The organism is Acinetobacter sp. ANC_7513, from assembly GCF_056779915.1.
This window is the reverse complement of the sequence record NZ_JBWYIW010000001.1, coordinates 524,958-542,057: the sequence shown is the minus strand read 5'-3', so window position 1 is coordinate 542,057 and position 17,100 is coordinate 524,958. Positions and strand designations below refer to the sequence as shown.

At 38.8% G+C, this 17,100-nt stretch carries 16 protein-coding genes; 5 read left to right on the top strand and 11 right to left on the bottom strand.

Annotation, left to right across the window (positions count from 1 at the left end; translation table 11 throughout):
• Positions 1–81: 81 nt before the first annotated feature.
• From ispD to AC1M9B_RS02550, 5 genes are all read right to left on the bottom strand, one after another.
• Positions 82–807, bottom strand: coding sequence for a 2-C-methyl-D-erythritol 4-phosphate cytidylyltransferase (ispD, locus tag AC1M9B_RS02570; RefSeq protein ID WP_481607421.1), 726 nt, complete (start codon positions 805–807; stop codon positions 82–84).
• Complete coding sequence (ftsB, locus tag AC1M9B_RS02565; protein WP_035263725.1) at positions 773–1,162, bottom strand: cell division protein FtsB; 390 nt, start codon at positions 1,160–1,162, stop codon at positions 773–775. Before ftsB ends, ispD begins: the two co-directional genes overlap by 35 nt.
• 266 nt (positions 1,163–1,428) lie before the next feature.
• Positions 1,429–2,718 (bottom strand): phosphopyruvate hydratase, encoded by a 1,290-nt coding sequence (gene eno, locus AC1M9B_RS02560; RefSeq protein WP_180027787.1) that lies wholly within the window; start codon positions 2,716–2,718, stop codon positions 1,429–1,431.
• A gap of 46 nt (positions 2,719–2,764) precedes the next feature.
• Entirely contained in the window at positions 2,765–3,622 is an 858-nt protein-coding gene (gene kdsA / locus AC1M9B_RS02555) for a 3-deoxy-8-phosphooctulonate synthase (RefSeq protein ID WP_035263729.1), read from the bottom strand.
• 32 nt (positions 3,623–3,654) lie between these two features.
• A complete protein-coding gene (locus AC1M9B_RS02550) occupies positions 3,655–5,295 on the bottom strand; it encodes a CTP synthase (protein ID WP_035263731.1) in 1,641 nt (546 codons plus the stop codon).
• A gap of 227 nt (positions 5,296–5,522) precedes the next feature.
• Between AC1M9B_RS02550 and AC1M9B_RS02545 the strand changes: the two genes are divergently transcribed.
• Complete coding sequence (locus AC1M9B_RS02545; RefSeq protein WP_481608477.1) at positions 5,523–5,921, top strand: internalin; 399 nt, start codon at positions 5,523–5,525, stop codon at positions 5,919–5,921.
• Between the two features lie 97 nt (positions 5,922–6,018).
• Here AC1M9B_RS02545 and AC1M9B_RS02540 read toward each other — a convergent pair whose 3' ends face one another.
• The 3 genes from AC1M9B_RS02540 to AC1M9B_RS02530 all read right to left on the bottom strand — a co-directional run bounded on the left by AC1M9B_RS02540 (position 6,019) and on the right by AC1M9B_RS02530 (position 9,749).
• The gene (locus AC1M9B_RS02540; protein ID WP_481608476.1) at positions 6,019–7,119 is read right to left on the bottom strand and encodes a YheT family hydrolase; all 1,101 of its coding nucleotides are present in this window, start codon (positions 7,117–7,119) and stop codon (positions 6,019–6,021) included.
• 51 nt (positions 7,120–7,170) lie between these two features.
• On the bottom strand, positions 7,171–7,578 hold the full coding sequence (locus AC1M9B_RS02535; RefSeq protein WP_481608475.1) for a nuclear transport factor 2 family protein: 408 nt from the start codon (positions 7,576–7,578) through the stop codon (positions 7,171–7,173).
• 146 nt (positions 7,579–7,724) lie between these two features.
• Entirely contained in the window at positions 7,725–9,749 is a 2,025-nt protein-coding gene (locus tag AC1M9B_RS02530; RefSeq protein WP_481608474.1) for a 2,4-dienoyl-CoA reductase FMN-binding domain-containing protein, read from the bottom strand.
• A 138-nt stretch (positions 9,750–9,887) separates the two neighbouring features.
• On the opposite strand from AC1M9B_RS02530, the gene AC1M9B_RS02525 reads away from it, so the two are divergent.
• The 3 genes from AC1M9B_RS02525 to AC1M9B_RS02515 all read left to right on the top strand — a co-directional run bounded on the left by AC1M9B_RS02525 (position 9,888) and on the right by AC1M9B_RS02515 (position 12,148).
• A complete protein-coding gene (locus AC1M9B_RS02525; protein WP_481608473.1) occupies positions 9,888–10,430 on the top strand; it encodes a PadR family transcriptional regulator in 543 nt (180 codons plus the stop codon).
• A gap of 11 nt (positions 10,431–10,441) precedes the next feature.
• The gene (locus tag AC1M9B_RS02520; protein ID WP_481595358.1) at positions 10,442–11,350 is read left to right on the top strand and encodes an alpha/beta fold hydrolase; all 909 of its coding nucleotides are present in this window, start codon (positions 10,442–10,444) and stop codon (positions 11,348–11,350) included.
• A gap of 75 nt (positions 11,351–11,425) precedes the next feature.
• Positions 11,426–12,148: an SIR2 family NAD-dependent protein deacylase gene (locus AC1M9B_RS02515; protein WP_481591066.1), complete on the top strand. Its 723-nt coding sequence runs from the start codon at positions 11,426–11,428 to the stop codon at positions 12,146–12,148.
• Between the two features lie 9 nt (positions 12,149–12,157).
• Here AC1M9B_RS02515 and AC1M9B_RS02510 read toward each other — a convergent pair whose 3' ends face one another.
• On the bottom strand, positions 12,158–12,925 hold the full coding sequence (locus AC1M9B_RS02510; RefSeq protein ID WP_481608472.1) for a DUF4349 domain-containing protein: 768 nt from the start codon (positions 12,923–12,925) through the stop codon (positions 12,158–12,160).
• 288 nt (positions 12,926–13,213) lie between these two features.
• Entirely contained in the window at positions 13,214–14,671 is a 1,458-nt protein-coding gene (locus AC1M9B_RS02505) for an aspartate ammonia-lyase (protein WP_481608471.1), read from the bottom strand.
• 368 nt (positions 14,672–15,039) lie between these two features.
• Between AC1M9B_RS02505 and putP the strand changes: the two genes are divergently transcribed.
• The gene (gene putP / locus AC1M9B_RS02500; protein WP_481607431.1) at positions 15,040–16,554 is read left to right on the top strand and encodes a sodium/proline symporter PutP; all 1,515 of its coding nucleotides are present in this window, start codon (positions 15,040–15,042) and stop codon (positions 16,552–16,554) included.
• A 45-nt stretch (positions 16,555–16,599) separates the two neighbouring features.
• Here the strand turns inward: putP and AC1M9B_RS02495 are convergent, their stop codons facing one another.
• Positions 16,600–17,091 carry an Lrp/AsnC ligand binding domain-containing protein gene (locus AC1M9B_RS02495; protein WP_035263751.1) on the bottom strand — a complete coding sequence of 164 codons (492 nt, stop codon included), beginning with the start codon at positions 17,089–17,091 and terminating at the stop codon, positions 16,600–16,602.
• Between the last annotated feature and the right edge of the window lie 9 nt (positions 17,092–17,100).

Below are 17,100 nucleotides of genomic sequence, written 5' to 3'. Positions count from 1 at the left end.
GGCTGAATTGCATATTCTAAGTGGCGTTATTATAAGACAATGTTTTGGCTATTTAAGCAAAGTCCCAAACATAAAACTAAATTATTTCGAGTCAGACTGTGACTGAAGAATCAGACGAGCAAGTTCTAAATCTTCAGGATAAGTAATTTTAATATTATCAGATCGTCCAATCACCACATCTACTGGATGATGAGCATATTCAAGCGCACTCGCTTCATCCGTGATTGTGATCTTGTAAGTTAATGCATGTTCAATCGAGGTTTTTAGCAATTTAATGGTCGACAATTGTGGAGTTTGTGCTTGCCACAATGCACTTCGATCAACAGTTTTTTCAATGGCACTCGACTGATCTACTCTTTTTAAAGTATCACGTACAGGCGTTGCTAAAATTGCGCTATGCTTAGATTCGATAACATGGCGAATCAAAGATTCTAAATTACTCAAGCTCACACAAGGTCGAGCAGCATCATGCACAAACACCAGATCATTTTCATCTGCAATATTGGTTAAATAATTTAAACCATTAAGTACAGAATCAACCCTCTCCTGACCACCTAAGCAGAAATGAAGGATTTCTGATTTAGCAAATTGAAGTGTCTGAGCAAATTGGTCATGCTCTGAGATTGCCAACACATAGCCAGCAATAGGCAATTGAGCAATACGTTCTACAGTATGCTCAAGTACAGTTTTATTCTGGATAATTTGATATTGCTTTAACGCTGATTTGGAAAATCGACTACCAGAACCTGCTGCCGGAATAATAGCCCATAATTTACGGTTGTTCAGATTCAGGTTGTCTAGACTCATTGGTTCTTAAATCTACGTTAGCATTTGGGTCGATGTAAATCGGCTTGTAATTCGTACTGATTGTACTCATTTGAATAAACGTTTCATGAGGCTTAATTAAGCCAAGATCTAAACGTGCATGTTCTTCAATCGCCTCTACACCATTTTTTAGATCATATACTTCAGCAGCCAGAATACGATTACGCTCTTTTAACTCTTCATTTGTTTCAGCTTGTTGATTCATTTGCTGAAGTAGCGCCTGATGAGGGAAATATCCTCCTTCACCGAGCCAAAAGCGATATTGAAAGATGGCAATTAAAATTATTGCCACCAGCAAAATCACTTTACTTGAAGTAGTTTTAAAGACGTCTAACATTATATTTGAGGCTTAGTTAACATCATGAAATTAGAGCACTAATATACCCTAAAACAAAGAAAGGTAGTATGTGTAACTGTGTTAAATATGCAAATGTTAAACAAATTCACATTGATTGATTTCTTTTAAAAATATGTACTGTTAAATATCAAAAGTTATTGAATATTCTAGAGTCATTATATTTACACTTTTTATTTCATAGCTTAATAACAAAAAAAACCACTCTTTACAGAGTGGTTTTTTGAAATTCAAAATAATCTAAACGATTAATTTAAACCTTTAAACTCAGCTTTACCGCGGTAAATAGCATTCGTTAATTCTTCAATACGAAGTAATTGGTTGTATTTCGCTACACGGTCAGAACGGCAAAGTGAACCAGTTTTGATTTGACCAGCACCAGTACCTACTGCAAGATCCGCAATTGTAGAATCTTCAGTTTCGCCAGAACGGTGAGAAATCACTGTAGAGTAACCATTTGCTTTAGCAAGATAGATCGCATCTAAAGTTTCAGTCAACGTACCGATTTGGTTATACTTAATCAGGATAGAGTTACCAACTTTTTCGTTGATACCACGTTGAAGGATTTTAGGATTTGTAACAAACAAATCATCACCAACCAATTGAATCTTGTCACCAAGAATCGAAGTTAGGTAAGACCAACCTTCCCAATCAGATTCATCTAAACCATCTTCAATAGAGATAATTGGATATTGGTTTACAAGACCAGCAAGGTAGTCAGAGAATTGGTTGTTTGTGAATGCTTTATTGCCTTCACCAGCAAGGATGTACTGACCATCTTTGTAGAATTCTGAAGATGCACAGTCAAGCGCAAGCATAATGTCAGAACCCGCTTTGTAGCCAGTTTTTTCAATCGCTTCAAGGATAACTGTGATTGCTTCTTCGTTTGAACGTAAGTTCGGCGCGAAACCACCTTCATCTCCAACAGCAGTATTTAAACCTTGTTTCTTTAAAACTGATTTTAAAGAATGGAAAATTTCTGCGCCTGCGCGAAGTGCTTCAGAGAATGAAGTGAAGCCAACTGGTTCAATCATGAACTCTTGGATATCAACGTTGTTGTCCGCATGTGAACCACCGTTTAAGATGTTCATCATTGGAACAGGCATTGTTAAAATGCTGTTGTTACGAAGGTCTGCGATGTATTGGAAAAGAGGAATTTTCTTTTCGTCAGCAGCAGCACGCGCAGCAGCCAAAGACACTGCCAAAGTTGCGTTCGCACCTAATTTTTCTTTGTTTTCAGTTCCGTCTAAAGCGATCATCGTATTATCGATGTCTTTTTGTTCGAATACTGATTTACCCACTAACGCGTCACGGATTAACGTGTTTACGTTGTTCACAGCAGTTTTAACACCTTTACCTAAGTAACGTGCTTTATCGCCATCACGAAGTTCTAAAGCTTCACGAGAACCAGTTGAAGCACCAGATGGTGCACATGCACGGCCAACTACGCCAGATGCTAAGATAACGTCTGCTTCGATGGTTGGGTTACCACGAGAGTCCAAAATTTCACGTGCACGAATGTCAACGATTTGGCTCATGAACAATTCCTCAGTTGATTAATAAAACGATGCGTCTAACGCTGCATCAGTGTGTATCTAATTTTTTGAAACCTTTAACCAAGGTATCCAATTCTTTAAGCTGAGCTAAGAATGGCTCAAGTTGAGACATTCGAAGAGCGCAAGGTCCATCACATTTTGCTTTTTCTGGATCAGGATGTCCTTCCAGAAAAAGACCTGCTAGACCTGTAGCCATACCCGCACGCGCTAATGTCGTAATTTGTGCGCGACGACCACCTGCTGAATCTGCACGACCACCTGGGGTTTGAAGTGCATGTGTCACATCAAAGAAGACTGGCACATTCATTTCTTTCATGATGTCGAAACCAAGCATATCGACAACTAAGTTGTTGTAACCAAATGCTGAGCCACGCTCACATAAAATCAGCTTGTCATTCCCGGCTTCCAAACATTTATGCAGGATATGACGCATTTCATGCGGTGCTAAGAATTGCGCTTTTTTGATATTGATAATGGCTTGAGTTTTTGCCATTGCCTCAACAAGATCTGTTTGACGGCTGAGGAAAGCAGGTAATTGAATGATGTCAGCCACTTCAGCCACAGGTGCTGCTTGATATGGTTCATGAACATCTGTAATGATGGGTACATTAAAATGTTTTTTAATGTCAGCTAACCACTCAATTCCTTTTTCAAGACCAGGTCCGCGGAAAGAATTTAAGCTCGAACGATTTGCTTTATCAAAGCTTGCTTTGAAAACATATGGAATATCCAAACGTTTGCAAATATCAACATAAGTTTCTGCAATTTCAAAAGCTAAATCTTTTGATTCAAGTACATTCATTCCGCCGAATAATACAAATGGCAAATGATTTGCCATTTGTATATCGCCTAAACGTACAATTTCTTGTGCTTTTAATTGTGACATTTAAACTTCCTAGTTATGTCCTAAGACATTCATTATTTCGATTTTTGATACTGTTTTTTAGCAGCATCAATAAAACCAGCAAATAATGGATGACCATCACGTGGAGAACTTGTAAATTCCGGGTGGAATTGTACAGCAATAAACCAAGGATGTTGAGGAATTTCAACAGTTTCAACTAAACGTTGGATTGGTGAATAACCAGAAATTTTCATACCTTTTTCTTCTAAAGTAGGAATATAACGATTATTCATTTCGTAACGATGGCGATGACGTTCAATAATTTCTACTGAACCATACACTTCTGCAGTTTTAGTGCCTTCAACCAATTCTGATTTTTGAGCGCCAAGACGCATTGTTCCACCAAGATCAGAATCTACAGAACGTTGTTGTACTTCACCACGTTCGTCTAACCATTCCGTAATCAAACCAATTAAAGGCGATTTAGTTGAACGGTTAAATTCAGTTGAAGTTGCATCTACAATACCAGCAACATTACGTGCGTATTCAATGACCGCAAGTTGCATACCCAAGCAAATACCAAGGAATGGAATTCCATTCTCACGTGCGAATTTAATCGCTTGCATCTTACCTTCAGTACCGCGCTCGCCAAAACCACCAGGAACTAAGATTGCGTCAGCATCTTTCAACACTTCTGCTACATCTTGGCTTTCAAGTTCTTCGGCATTGACATAATCAATTTGAACTTTAACGCGGTTTTGGATACCCGCATGTAAAAGTGCTTCGTTCACAGATTTATAAGCATCTGGAAGTTCAACATATTTACCCACCATCGCAACACGAACAGTGTACTCAGGGTTTAATAATGCTTCTACGACATTATCCCAATCTGAAAGATCGGCTTCTGGTAAATCGTTATAACCAAAACGCTCGCAAATTAAATCATCAACGTCTTGTTCATAGAACGTACGTGGAATTTCGTAAATTGTGCGTGCATCTTTACACACCACAACTGCACGAGCTTCTACGTTCGTGAACAACGCAATTTTACGCTTTGTATCAGCATCAACATCGTGTTCAGTACGACAGATCAAAATATCTGGTTGAATACCGATTGAGAGTAATTCTTTCACCGAGTGCTGAGTTGGTTTTGTTTTCAACTCTGCAGCTGACTTGATATATGGCAACAACGTTAAATGCATCAGCATTGTGCGTTTGTGACCAAGTTCAACCATTAACTGACGAACAGATTCCATGAATGGGAGAGATTCAATGTCACCTACTGTACCGCCAATCTCAACAATAGCAACGTCATAGCCTTCGCCAGCGCGAAGAACACGTTCTTTAATATTGTCTGTAATGTGTGGAATAACTTGAACTGTTCCACCAAGGTAATCACCGCGACGCTCTTTATTTAAAACGTCTTGGTACACGCGACCAGATGTAAAGTTATTAAGCTTGGTCATTTTCGCACGACGCAAGAAACGTTCGTAATAACCCAAGTCTAAGTCAGTTTCCGCACCATCCTCTGTGACAAAAACTTCACCATGTTGGAACGGGCTCATCGTCCCTGGATCGACATTAATGTATGGATCCATTTTCACCATGGTTACTTTTAATCCACGGGCTTCTAAAAGTGCAGCAACTGAAGCAGCTGAAATACCTTTACCTAGTGATGAAACAACACCACCAGTAACGAAAATAAAATGGGTCATTGGGTTTCTCGTACAATCGAGCCTAAATCGGCCTGCAATGTTGCGCAATTTTACTTTACTCTGTACCTATAAAGCAAAGTCAATCCGCATCAATTCAAAGAACAATAAACAATTGGTTATTCTATCATCATTTCCAATAAAGATTCACGCACACTTTCAGTGATTTTCATCTGTTAATTTGCTGTTATACTACGTTAGTCGATCTAGCTAGTTTGTTTTGAGCAACTATGAATAAAAAACTTTTAATCGCTGGTGCAATCTTATCTGCACTCCTCGTTACTGCATGTGTAAAAAAAGAAGCGCCTAAGGAAGAAGAACAGGAACAAACTGTTGAAACAACTGAACAGGCAGAACAAATTGAGAACATTGAGATTTCTGAACCAGAAATCGAACCTGAGCCACCAACTCAAGTTGAAATTGAGCATCAGGAAACAAACAATACGTCAGCGACTATTCGTCGTGAATACCGCGATGCTCCTGCACAAACGAATCCTGCCCCAGCACCAGCTGTTGAAAATGTAGAACGCCCTACACCTTCTCCAAGTGCATCAACAGGTGGTTCTCAATCTGAAGATGATGCTGTTGCCGCTGCTATTGCTGCTGCTACCCCTGCTTTAGAAAACTAATTTTCGAATTTAAAAAAACCGAGTGACAAGACTCGGTTTTTTTATGTCAACATGAATGAAAGTCAAATTGTTATTCATTTATAAAAAACAAAAATTGTCAGGCTTTCTCTAATTCTAAAAAAAATTCTGCAATTAATTTGTGTGCCCAAGATTCTGGATTTTTATTACCTTCATAGAAACAGCAATGGCTTCCTTTTTTTGTGGTCACTACTGCCATGTTCGGCATATGTTGAATCACTTCTTTATAAGGCTCTAAATTGCGGATATGGCATACTGGATCGTCTTCCGAATTTAAAATCATCAACGGCACTCTAATCTTCTCAAAGACATAGATGGGATTTGTCGCTTTACAATATGCGTCATAATTTTCAAATCCAGCGAACTGATAATATTTTTTTTCAAAATCAAATAAATCTTTAGCAACACTCAGTTGCTTAAAACTTTCTAAATTTCGCCAATGTTGCTCATATGGTTTTAAAAAATGTGCATTTAACTTTTTTGCCATCAAACGGCTATAAAAAGGATGAACATTTGAAAAACCAGTTTCCGTATTGTATCCAGGACAAAGTGCGAAAGCCGCTTGAATCGGTGTGGAACTTTCTTCCTCCCCTAAATATCTGACCAATAATCCAGTTCCTGCTGAAGACCCAACTGCATACAATTTAGAATATGGCAAGCGCTGTTGAATATGTTCAATCTGCTCTCTTAGATCTTGCGTGTTTCCAAAAAGATTAATTTTAGGAACTGAAAGTGGTAGACCTGCATGCCCTCGTCTTAAACACAATGCGATACGCCAACCAGTTACTTGATGTAAGTCTCTGACCAATTCTCTCATACTGGCTGGACTTCCAGTAATGGTATGTAGCACTAAAATAGTAGGTGTTTCCGCAGGCAGATGCATACCATACCAAGCAATACCCGTCGTTCCCCCAGCAGACATTGTTAACTGTTCAATGAAGTCATATTCTAATTTTACGGTTTTCTTTCGAATTTTATCAAAATATACCAAGTGAGCATGCGTATTCGAGAGCCACGGCGTTGGTCTATATTTATAATGCAGACGTTTCAAGTTTGAAATCACATGCGCTAACTCACCTTGCGGATTAAAATAGATTGAAGGTATAGCTGCACCAGTAAAATGATCAAGTTGGGTTTGAGTGAATTCCTGCACCCACTTGAAACGCTGATTAAGATTCATACAGACTCCGAATTTACTTACTCCAACTCATAAGCCAAAAACATGCCTAATTTATTTTGGTAGAAATTGAGCCATACGTTGGCCCATTTGCAACGCCAAAGCTTCTAAACCACTTTTAGGCCGAATCATCACCTCAAAGTCAATAATTTGACCTTGCTCATTAAACTGGATCATATCAATCCCTTTTAATGTTTTTTCACCCACATTTGCGGAAAATTCAAGCACAACACTGAGCCCATCTGCTGTGTAGAACTCACGGTGATAACGAAAATTTTCAAAGATCTCAATCACATTGGTCAAAATAAAAGTAACAACTTGTTTGCCTGGATAAGGCTTAAATGCGACGGGTGATTTAAATACGACTTCTTCAGACAAAAGCTCTTTCAATAGACTTAAATCATGCGTTTCAAGCATGTGGTGCCAACGTTGAATAGATTTTTGTGTGGTTTCGAGTGTCATTTTTATGTCCTTTTTGTTGTATCAGTTCAACCTTTTAGAAGAAAAGGGAGAATACTACGTCAAGGAGAGGTCTCATTTAATTAAGTACCCTCTCCAAATCCTCTTCTTGCACTTTCATCTAGAATACAAGAGAGAAATTTTATGGCTTAAATTTTGGCAGCCAATTCAGCGCCTTGACGAATCGCACGTTTTGCATCCAGCTCACCCGCTTCTTTCGCCCCACCAATTAAATGAACTTTTTTACCTGCCTGCTCAAGTTGATCAAACATAGCCGTATATGATTCTTGACCTGCACAAATCACCACATGATCCACGTCTAAGACGGTTGTTTGTTCGTTGATTGTGATATGTAAACCTTGGTCATCAATCTTGTTATACGTTGCACCTGGAACCATTTTTACATCGCGATTTTTTAATCCAGTACGATGAATCCAACCCGTCGTTTTACCCAAGCCTGCACCAACTGAAGTCGCTTTACGTTGTAATAAGTAGATTTCACGTGATGGCTGTTCAACTTGAGCAGGTTTTAAACCTCCTACATTAGAATATGATGTATCAATTCCCCATTCATCATAAAATTTTTGAGGATTCAAGCTTCCACTTTCCCCCTCATGGGTTAGATACTCAGCAGTATCAAAACCAATACCACCAGCACCAATAATCGCAACACGCTGTCCGACTGGTTTTTTCTCTCTTAAAACTTCGATATAAGACAACACTTTTGGATGATCAATTCCTTCAATATCTAAATGTCGAGGTGTCACACCTGTAGCGACGACAATTTCATCAAACTGATCTGTATTGAGCTCTTCAAAAGTTACAGTATGATTAAGTTTTAATTGAATTAAAGGTTGCAGCTCAATTTTTCGCTTAAAGTAACGCAATGTCTCATAAAACTCCTCCTTTCCTGGAATCGTTTTTGCAATATTAAATTGCCCCCCAATTTGATCGGCTGCTTCAAAGATGGTGACTTGATGACCACGGTCAGCTGCATAAGTAGCAAAACTCAATCCTGCAGGACCTGCACCAATGACAGCAATTTTTTTAGGCGTATGGGTTTCTTTAAAAATGAGTTCAGTTTCATGGCATGCACGTGGGTTAACCAAGCATGACGCAATTCTGAGTGAAAAAATATGATCCAAACACGCTTGGTTACAGCCAATACACGTGTTGATTTCGTCACTTCTACCCTGTTCAGCTTTTAGTACAAATTCTGCATCTGCAAGCATTGGGCGAGCCATAGAAATCATATCTGCATGACCTGAAGCTAACACGTGTTCAGCCATTTCAGGGGTATTGATACGATTTGAGGTAATCAATGGAATATTAACTTCACCTTTTAGCTTTTCTGTCACCCATGTAAATGCTGCTCGAGGTACTTTCGTTGCAATCGTGGGTATACGCGCTTCATGCCAACCAATCCCTGTATTAATGATAGTCGCTCCGGCTTTCTCAATTTCTTTTGCAAGATGGATGACCTCCTCAAGCGTTGAACCGCCCTCAACCAAGTCGAGCATCGAAAGTCTATAAATGATAATAAAGTTTTCACCCACCTCTGCACGGGTACGTTTTACAATTTCAATCGGCAAACGAATGCGGTTTTCATAACTCCCACCCCATTCGTCATCACGGTGATTGGTACGTGCTGCGATAAATTCATTGATGAGGTAACCTTCAGACCCCATAATCTCAACACCATCATAACCTGCATATTGAGCCAGCTTTGCACAGTTAGCAAAATCGTCAATGGTTTGATGAACTTCAGCCGAGCTTAAAGCATGAGGTTTAACTGGATTAATTGGTGCCTGAATTGCTGATGGTGCAACGTTTTCAGGCTGATATGAATATCGACCAGTATGCAAAATCTGCATTGCAATCTTACCACCAGCATCATGTACCGCTTGCGTAATGATTTTATGTTTCTCAGCTTCAGCAATCGAGTCTAATTTTGACCCTCCAGCAAAAGTCACACCAGCATCGTTGGGTGAAATTCCCCCCGTCACGATAAGACCGACCTGTCCTTGAGCACGCTCAGCATAAAATGCGGCCATACGTTCATAGCCACCTTCAACCTCTTCTAAACCTACGTGCATTGAACCCATCAATACGCGATTTTTTAAAGTGGTAAAACCTAAATCTAGTGGTGCAAGTAAGTTTGGATAATTTGACATTCTGACCTCATGGCTCGCGTTTGCTTGCTATTATTGTGTGCTTCATGCAACTTGTTGCATAAATATATATTCTAATTTTGCATTTTATGCAACATGTTGCATAATAAAGTTGATTCAACATTTTACGATATATGATTTATGTCTTTAGCACATGTTTTGTTGACCAGTCTCATCGAAAAACCAAGTACAGGTATTGAACTTGCGCGTCGCTTTGACCGTTCTATGGGATTCTTTTGGAATGCAACTCATCAACAAATCTATCGTGAACTCAATGCTATGCAAAAAAAAGGTTGGATTTCGACTATTGATGAAGGTGATTCCAACTCGAGAAAGAAAAAATATAAAGTTGATGCTCTAGGTCGAACTGAACTTGCCAATTGGATGGTACAGCATAGTGAGCCTGCCCAACTCAGAGAAGAATTGATGGTGCGTTTAAGAGCTGAAGCACAACTAGGTGGTAATAATGTGCTGACAGAATTGGAGTCTCATTTAGAAATTCATAAAAATAAGTTAAAAATATACCAAGCGATTTACGACAAAGATTTTGCCAATAAAAATAATGATGATCGTACACTCTATATTCATAAAATGATTCTTCAATTAGGCATTGAATTAGAGCAAGGTTGGATCAGTTGGTTAGAACGTGTAATTCCACAATTGAAAATAATGAATACAAAATAAAGGATATATCTATGCCATTTTATACCATGCAAGATGACGAAAAATTATATGTTCGTGAAATAGGTCAAGGTGAACCTGTTTTGGTGCTATCTGGTTTAGGAATGCAAAGTTGGCAATGGATTCCTTTTTTTGCATTTAATTTAAAGAAATATAAATTTATTATTCCTGACTGGCGTGGTTTTGGTGGGTCTAAGCATTGTAAAATTCCAGATGCTGATGCTATTTCAAGTCACTGGAACGATATTCAGGCATTGATCAGTCAACGCCCTAGACAACAATATAAAGTGATTGCTTATTCTATGGGGGCAACTACTGCCATGCATGGTATGCAATATGGTCAATTTGCTGATCAAATCCAAGCATACTTGCATATTGATCAAACCCCTAAAATACCTTCTGATGAAACTTGGAGTTTCGGGCTATTGGGCGATCGCTATCCAGAGTTCAAAAAGCTACTCATCGAACTTTCTTCTTTTTTACATCAACATGAAAATTATCAAAACCTGAGTGAATTACCTACTCACTTAAGCCGCGAATTAGTCGAGCTTTGGGTTAAATTTTTATCTTTACAAGATAATCATCAATTGAGCGCTAAAATTTTTAAAACAACACTCAATCAACCGAAAATTCAAAAGTTAATCCTCCCTATGCAACGTCTCGACTATATGCGTTGGTACATTGACAACTATCTAAACCATAAAGAAGATTACAGAGCCGCGATCTCAAAGTTAGAATGTCCAGCAACTTTTTTTATCGGCGCTAAATCCGCACTCTATCCAGCGCAAGGGCAAAAGCTCATTGCTGAATCGGTTAAAAATCATCGTATCGTACTGTTTGAGCGCTCAGGGCATACGCCTTTGATCAATGAACCCATTAAATTCGCACAAGAAATTTCTAAATTTCTGAATCAAACTATATAAGCTCTAATGAATATTTGAATATTAAGTTGATCCAGACGTCATACGTGGGCATAAAATCAATAGGATGGAGATTGGATGAATCAGTCTAAAAAAAAGCTTGTGATTTTTTCGGGTGCTGGTATGAGTGCTGAAAGTGGTATCAATACATTTCGAGATAGCGATGGACTTTGGGAAAACCATCGCATAGAGGATGTCGCAACGCCCGAAGCTTGGCGTAACAATCCTGTTTTAGTACAGCGCTTTTACAATGAACGGCGAAAAAAAATTTTAGCATCTGAACCTAATGCAGCACATCTTGCGATTGCAGCACTTGAACAACATTATGATGTACATGTGATCACGCAGAATATTGATGACTTACATGAACGCGCTGGAAGCAAAAAAGTACTACATCTTCATGGAAATATAAGACTGGCCAAAACCTCAGGGCCAGATGCTCAATTCGCAGACAAATTTTACACAATTGAAGGTACTGAACTGGATATTTCTCGTGACTTCTGTGACGCTGGATATCCGCTTCGTCCACATGTCGTATGGTTTGGTGAATCCGTTCCCGCTTTTGAAGAAGCAGAAGTGATTTGCCAGCAAGCTGAAATCTTTGTTGTGATTGGAACAAGCTTAGCTGTTTATCCTGTTGCAAGCTTAGTACACAGTATTTCACCAAGCTGTGATGCGTATTATATCGACCCTAAAGCCGATCTCGGCCGTGTGCCACAACACTATACATGTATCTCAAAATCAGCAACCGAAGGAATGCAAGATTTGGCTAAACTTCTTTCTTCAGTTCAGCCAAATTGAGGCATGGGCTTATTTGAGTTTATCAAAATAAGGTTTTAACCATCGATATAACCAGAAGCCAATTAAGACAATCAAATAAAAAGGCCAAATCATTAATAAAAACACCAAAAGATCGAGCACAAATTGCCAGCCATATTTGATGCTATTCCAAGCACGCTGAATAAAGTGATCACCATTTAATCGCGCCACTGCATCAATATCAATATCAACCCTTTCTCGGACCAGTGTTGGTTGATTCAGTTGTAAACTGATCGTACTGAATTTAACACGATCTTGAACTTCGAGTTGAGTGAGCCGTGTGATTTCATTCAAATGAGCTGGTCGTGCTTGACTTGAAATAGTCTGTGCTTGATTCATTTTTTCTTGAAGAAGCTTCAATTCAAAACGTTGTGCACTATAGCGTTGCTGATTCAGAAAAAACATTAAAGGTAAAAGTTGATTAACAACATGTGGGGCACGCTCACTCGGTACACGTAGCACCATAAAAGATATAGGTTCAACTTTTTCAAATACTTTTACTTTACCTTCTGAAATATTCTGACGTTTAAGATCAACCACATTGAAATCAATATCTTTTCTTTCAATAAATCCGCCTGCTTCAAGGGTTATTTTTTCAATCTCTAAACTGCTTTTCACCACATCTTTAACGGTAAAGTTAACTTGCGCCTCTCGAACCATACGACGAGTAAGTTCAACCGGATTAACCTCTTGATTTAATATGACCTCAGGTTTTTGCTCCTGGACGGGCAAAGTATTTGGTTCAGCCGCTTCTTGCATATCAACTTACGTATCAGCAGTGTTTTCTTGAACTGCTTCAGCAGAGTGTTCCTCTATTTTTTTTGAACAGGATGCCAGCAACATCGAACACAGCAGCGTGCTTATTACTATTCTTTTCATTCACTTTCTCTAAATTATAATGTTTGTATTGATGGCTCAAAATTTTAATTATTATAAACATTCAATTAAGAAATTATACTTAAAAGTTTCAATGAAAATGGCATACCTCATTGAATGAAATATGCCATCAATTCATATTCAATTGATTTTCAGATTCTATCTACTCTATTAGCTTACTTTGTCCATGTTCATATCATCGACAACATGACCCGCGATCTCAGACACTAAATTTTCAAAAGAGAAAATTTGATTTAACTGCTCTTGCGTCAAAAGATTCTGCTCAATGACAACTTGCTGAATGGTTTTATTTTCTGCAAGACAAACCTTCCCAATTTCATCACATTTGGCATGACCTAGAATCGGATCTAATAATGTGACGATACCAACACTTCGCATCACTGCATCGTAACAAGTCTGTTCATTTGCAGTAATACCTTGGATACATTTGTTTTCTAGTGTTTGCATTGCTTGAATTAATAAATTGGTTGATTCATTCATGGTCAGTGCAATTACAGGTTCCATGACATTTAATTGTAATTGCCCCGCTTCAGCTGCCATGGTCACTGTCAAATCATTACCAATGACTTTAAAAGCAATTTGGTTCACTACTTCAGGAATAACTGGATTGATTTTCGCAGGCATAATGGATGAGCCGGCTTGTAATTCAGGTAATCTAATTTCAGCTAATCCCGTACGAGGCCCTGAACTTAATAAGCGCAGGTCATTACAAATTTTTGAGAGCTTGACGGCTAAACGCTTTAAAGTGCTTGATAGAATAATAAATACGCCACAGTCACTGGTGGCTTCAACATAGTCTTCAGCACCTTGTAATTTCAATCCAGTAATTTGAGAAAGCGTTTGAACCACTTCTAGTGCATATCCATGAGGTGTGTTCACACCCGTTCCAATCGCAGTCGCACCCAAATTTATTTCTAGCAGTAAATGACGCATCTTTTGGATGAGACGATAGTCTTCTTTTAATAGCGTCGCAAATGCACGAAACTCTTGTCCGAGTGTCATGGGTACAGCATCTTGGAGTTGAGTTCGCCCCATTTTAATTACGTGTTGAAATTCAGATGCTTTGATCTCAATAGCAGCGATTAATGAGCGAACTTGAGACAATAAATCTTCTAAACTGTAATATGTTGCTAATCTCAATGCAGTTGGATAAACATCATTCGTCGATTGCGATTTATTCACATGGTCGTTTGGATGAATTACATCATATTGACCTTTAGGCAAGCCGAGATACTCGAGTGCAAGGTTAGCCACCACTTCATTACTATTCATATTAATAGAAGTTCCAGCCCCACCCTGATAAATATCAATTGGAAATGATGATTTCCAACTTTCAGGCTGCTCAATCAGTTGATCACAAGCCCATTGAATCGCTTGGCTGACATCTTGACTCAATTTGGAAAATTTTAAATTTGTCTGTGCTGATGCTTTTTTTACCTGTGCCAATGCACGAATAAAATGTATGTTTTCACCTATTTGTTGATGCGAAATCTGAAAATTCTCCATCGCACGCAGGGTATGAATCCCATAGTAACGATCGAAAGGAACCGCTTTTTCACCGAGCAGATCATGCTCTATTCTTGTTTTATCAAATTGAACCGTAGACACTTTTATTACTCAACAATAATGCACCATTATCGTGCAATATCGATGATAGGCTTCATGCTTATTTTCACTATTGATTTAATACTTCTTTATGCAATAAAAAATTACAACTTCGCTGTTTAAGTGACAAATGTAACTTTATGTTAAAAATAATCATTTATAGAATTGTTTTAACCCTCAAAGTAAACTTTTCTGAAAAAATAGTCTTTGTAACCAAAATTACATTCAGTTTCACTAAACAACTATAAATCTCACTCAAATGTAACAGAGCGTAATTTTCAAAACGTGCTTGAATCAGCTCCTCGAATAATTCGATTAAAAATTCATCTCGGAAAGATGGTCATTTAGGACAGACAAAGGATGGCATAGCAATGAGCCAATTAAATCCTACGCTAATCACATTTATTTTTTATATTGTGGCGATGCTTGGCATTGGGCTTTATGCCTACAAAGCCACGAATAATTTTGATGATTATATTTTAGGTGGTCGGAGTTTAGGCAGTGTCGTCACTGCATTATCCGCAGGTGCATCAGATATGAGTGGCTGGTTACTCATGGGCCTACCTGGTGCAATTTATCTCTCAGGTTTATCCGAAGCTTGGATTGCCATTGGTTTAATTATCGGTGCTTGGTTGAACTGGCTGTTGGTCGCGGGTCGTCTACGTGTTCACACCGAAATACAACATAACGCATTGACTCTCCCCGACTATTTCACCAGCCGCTTTGGTGATCGGAAAAAAGTTCTTCGTATCATCTCAGCTTTTGTAATTTTGATTTTCTTTGCAATTTATTGTGCCTCTGGCATGGTCGCAGGTGCACGTTTATTTGAAAGCCTATTTGGTTGGGATTACAACACAGCCCTATGGATTGGAGCAGTGGCAACGATTAGTTATGTCTGTATTGGCGGTTTCTTAGCCATCAGTTGGACAGATACATTCCAAGCAGGCTTGATGATCTTTGCGCTTTTACTTGCTCCAGTAATGACCTATTTAGCCATTGGTGAAAATGCTCAGCAAGTTAGTGTCATTGTGGAATCCGCACGCCCATTAGCGAATAATTTACTTTCAGATCTCAGCACTGTAGCAATTTTATCTTCAATGGCATGGGGACTTGGCTACTTTGGTCAACCACATATTCTTGTGCGCTTTATGGCAGCAGATTCCGTGAAGTCTATTCCAGCAGCACGTCGAATTGGAATGACATGGATGATTCTATGTCTTGGTGGTGCAGTCGCTGTCGGTTATTTCGGAATCGCTTACTTTGATACGTTTCCTCAACTCGGTGCTGCAGTCAATGCAAATCCTGAAACTGTTTTTATGGAATTAACTAAAATTTTATTTAATCCATGGGTTGCAGGAGTGATTCTCGCCGCGATTCTTGCAGCAGTGATGAGTACCCTCAGTTGCCAGCTATTGGTATGCTCTACCACGCTTACAGAAGACTTATACAAAGCATTTATTCGTAAATCTGCATCACAAACCGAGCTGGTTTGGGTAGGTCGTTTGATGGTATTAATCGTTGCGATTATGGCGATCTTCCTTGCAATGAATCCGGGCAGCAAGGTACTCGGTTTAGTTGCTTATGCGTGGGCTGGCTTTGGTGCAGCATTTGGACCACTGATTATCCTTTCTCTCTTCTGGAAGCGAATGACCATCAATGGCGCATTGGCAGGTATGATTGTTGGTGCTGTTACCGTCATTGTATGGAAAAACACCATGGCTGATACAGGCGTCTATGAAATCATTCCTGGGTTTATTTTATCTTGGGTGAGTATTATGGTGGTGAGTTTATTAGGCCGCCCGCCAGCGCAAGATGTGACTGACCGTTTTGATGAAGCTCAACAGAAATATGAAATTGAAATGCAAGAAATCAAAAATGGAAGGTAATGAGAAATAAAAAATTAAGGGGCTTATAGCCCCTTTCTTATACATTTACTTTTTAAATGTTTGCTTAAGTTGCACTTGCGACGATTCCTTAATAACTTCCATCACTGGATAGCTACGGGTTTCTTTGATGCCTGGCAGTTGCCATAAAACCTGTCCAGAAATCTTGCGAAACTCTTCCATGTTGGCGCAACGGATTTTAACCACAAAATCAAACCCTCCGCTGATCATGTGACATTCAACAATCTCAGGGTAACTTCTGACTGCATCAGAAAATTCTTCTAATACATTTGGAGTTGTTTTATCTAATAAAATTTCGACAAATACCACAAAACTTCGATTCAGCAGATCTGGATTTAACTTGGCTTCATAACCTGTAATATATCCATCTTTGGTTAGTTTTTGTACTCGAGCAAGCGCTGCTGTGGGAGAAAGATTGACCATTTCAGCAAGTTTTATATTTGATAGACGCCCATCTTTTTGCAAGATATCTAAAATTTTTAAATCTGTACGATCCAAGGTCATCATTTGAGTCTGCATGCGAATTAT

Bases quoted from the DNA above. Each gene is read 5' to 3' on its own strand.
- ftsB (WP_035263725.1), bottom strand. From the start codon at position 1,162: ATGTTAGACGTCTTTAAAACTACTTCAAGTAAAGTGATTTTGCTGGTG.
- AC1M9B_RS02545 (WP_481608477.1), top strand. From the start codon at position 5,523: ATGAATAAAAAACTTTTAATCGCTGGTGCAATCTTATCTGCACTCCTC.
- putP (WP_481607431.1), top strand. From the start codon at position 15,040: ATGAGCCAATTAAATCCTACGCTAATCACATTTATTTTTTATATTGTG.
- AC1M9B_RS02540 (WP_481608476.1), bottom strand. From the start codon at position 7,119: ATGAATCTTAATCAGCGTTTCAAGTGGGTGCAGGAATTCACTCAAACC.
- AC1M9B_RS02520 (WP_481595358.1), top strand. From the start codon at position 10,442: ATGCCATTTTATACCATGCAAGATGACGAAAAATTATATGTTCGTGAA.
- AC1M9B_RS02530 (WP_481608474.1), bottom strand. From the start codon at position 9,749: ATGTCAAATTATCCAAACTTACTTGCACCACTAGATTTAGGTTTTACC.
- ispD (WP_481607421.1), bottom strand. From the start codon at position 807: ATGAGTCTAGACAACCTGAATCTGAACAACCGTAAATTATGGGCTATT.
- AC1M9B_RS02550 (WP_035263731.1), bottom strand. From the start codon at position 5,295: ATGACCCATTTTATTTTCGTTACTGGTGGTGTTGTTTCATCACTAGGT.
- kdsA (WP_035263729.1), bottom strand. From the start codon at position 3,622: ATGTCACAATTAAAAGCACAAGAAATTGTACGTTTAGGCGATATACAA.
- AC1M9B_RS02525 (WP_481608473.1), top strand. From the start codon at position 9,888: ATGTCTTTAGCACATGTTTTGTTGACCAGTCTCATCGAAAAACCAAGT.
- AC1M9B_RS02515 (WP_481591066.1), top strand. From the start codon at position 11,426: ATGAATCAGTCTAAAAAAAAGCTTGTGATTTTTTCGGGTGCTGGTATG.
- AC1M9B_RS02535 (WP_481608475.1), bottom strand. From the start codon at position 7,578: ATGACACTCGAAACCACACAAAAATCTATTCAACGTTGGCACCACATG.
- eno (WP_180027787.1), bottom strand. From the start codon at position 2,718: ATGAGCCAAATCGTTGACATTCGTGCACGTGAAATTTTGGACTCTCGT.
- AC1M9B_RS02510 (WP_481608472.1), bottom strand. From the start codon at position 12,925: ATGCAAGAAGCGGCTGAACCAAATACTTTGCCCGTCCAGGAGCAAAAA.
- AC1M9B_RS02495 (WP_035263751.1), bottom strand. From the start codon at position 17,091: ATGCAGACTCAAATGATGACCTTGGATCGTACAGATTTAAAAATTTTA.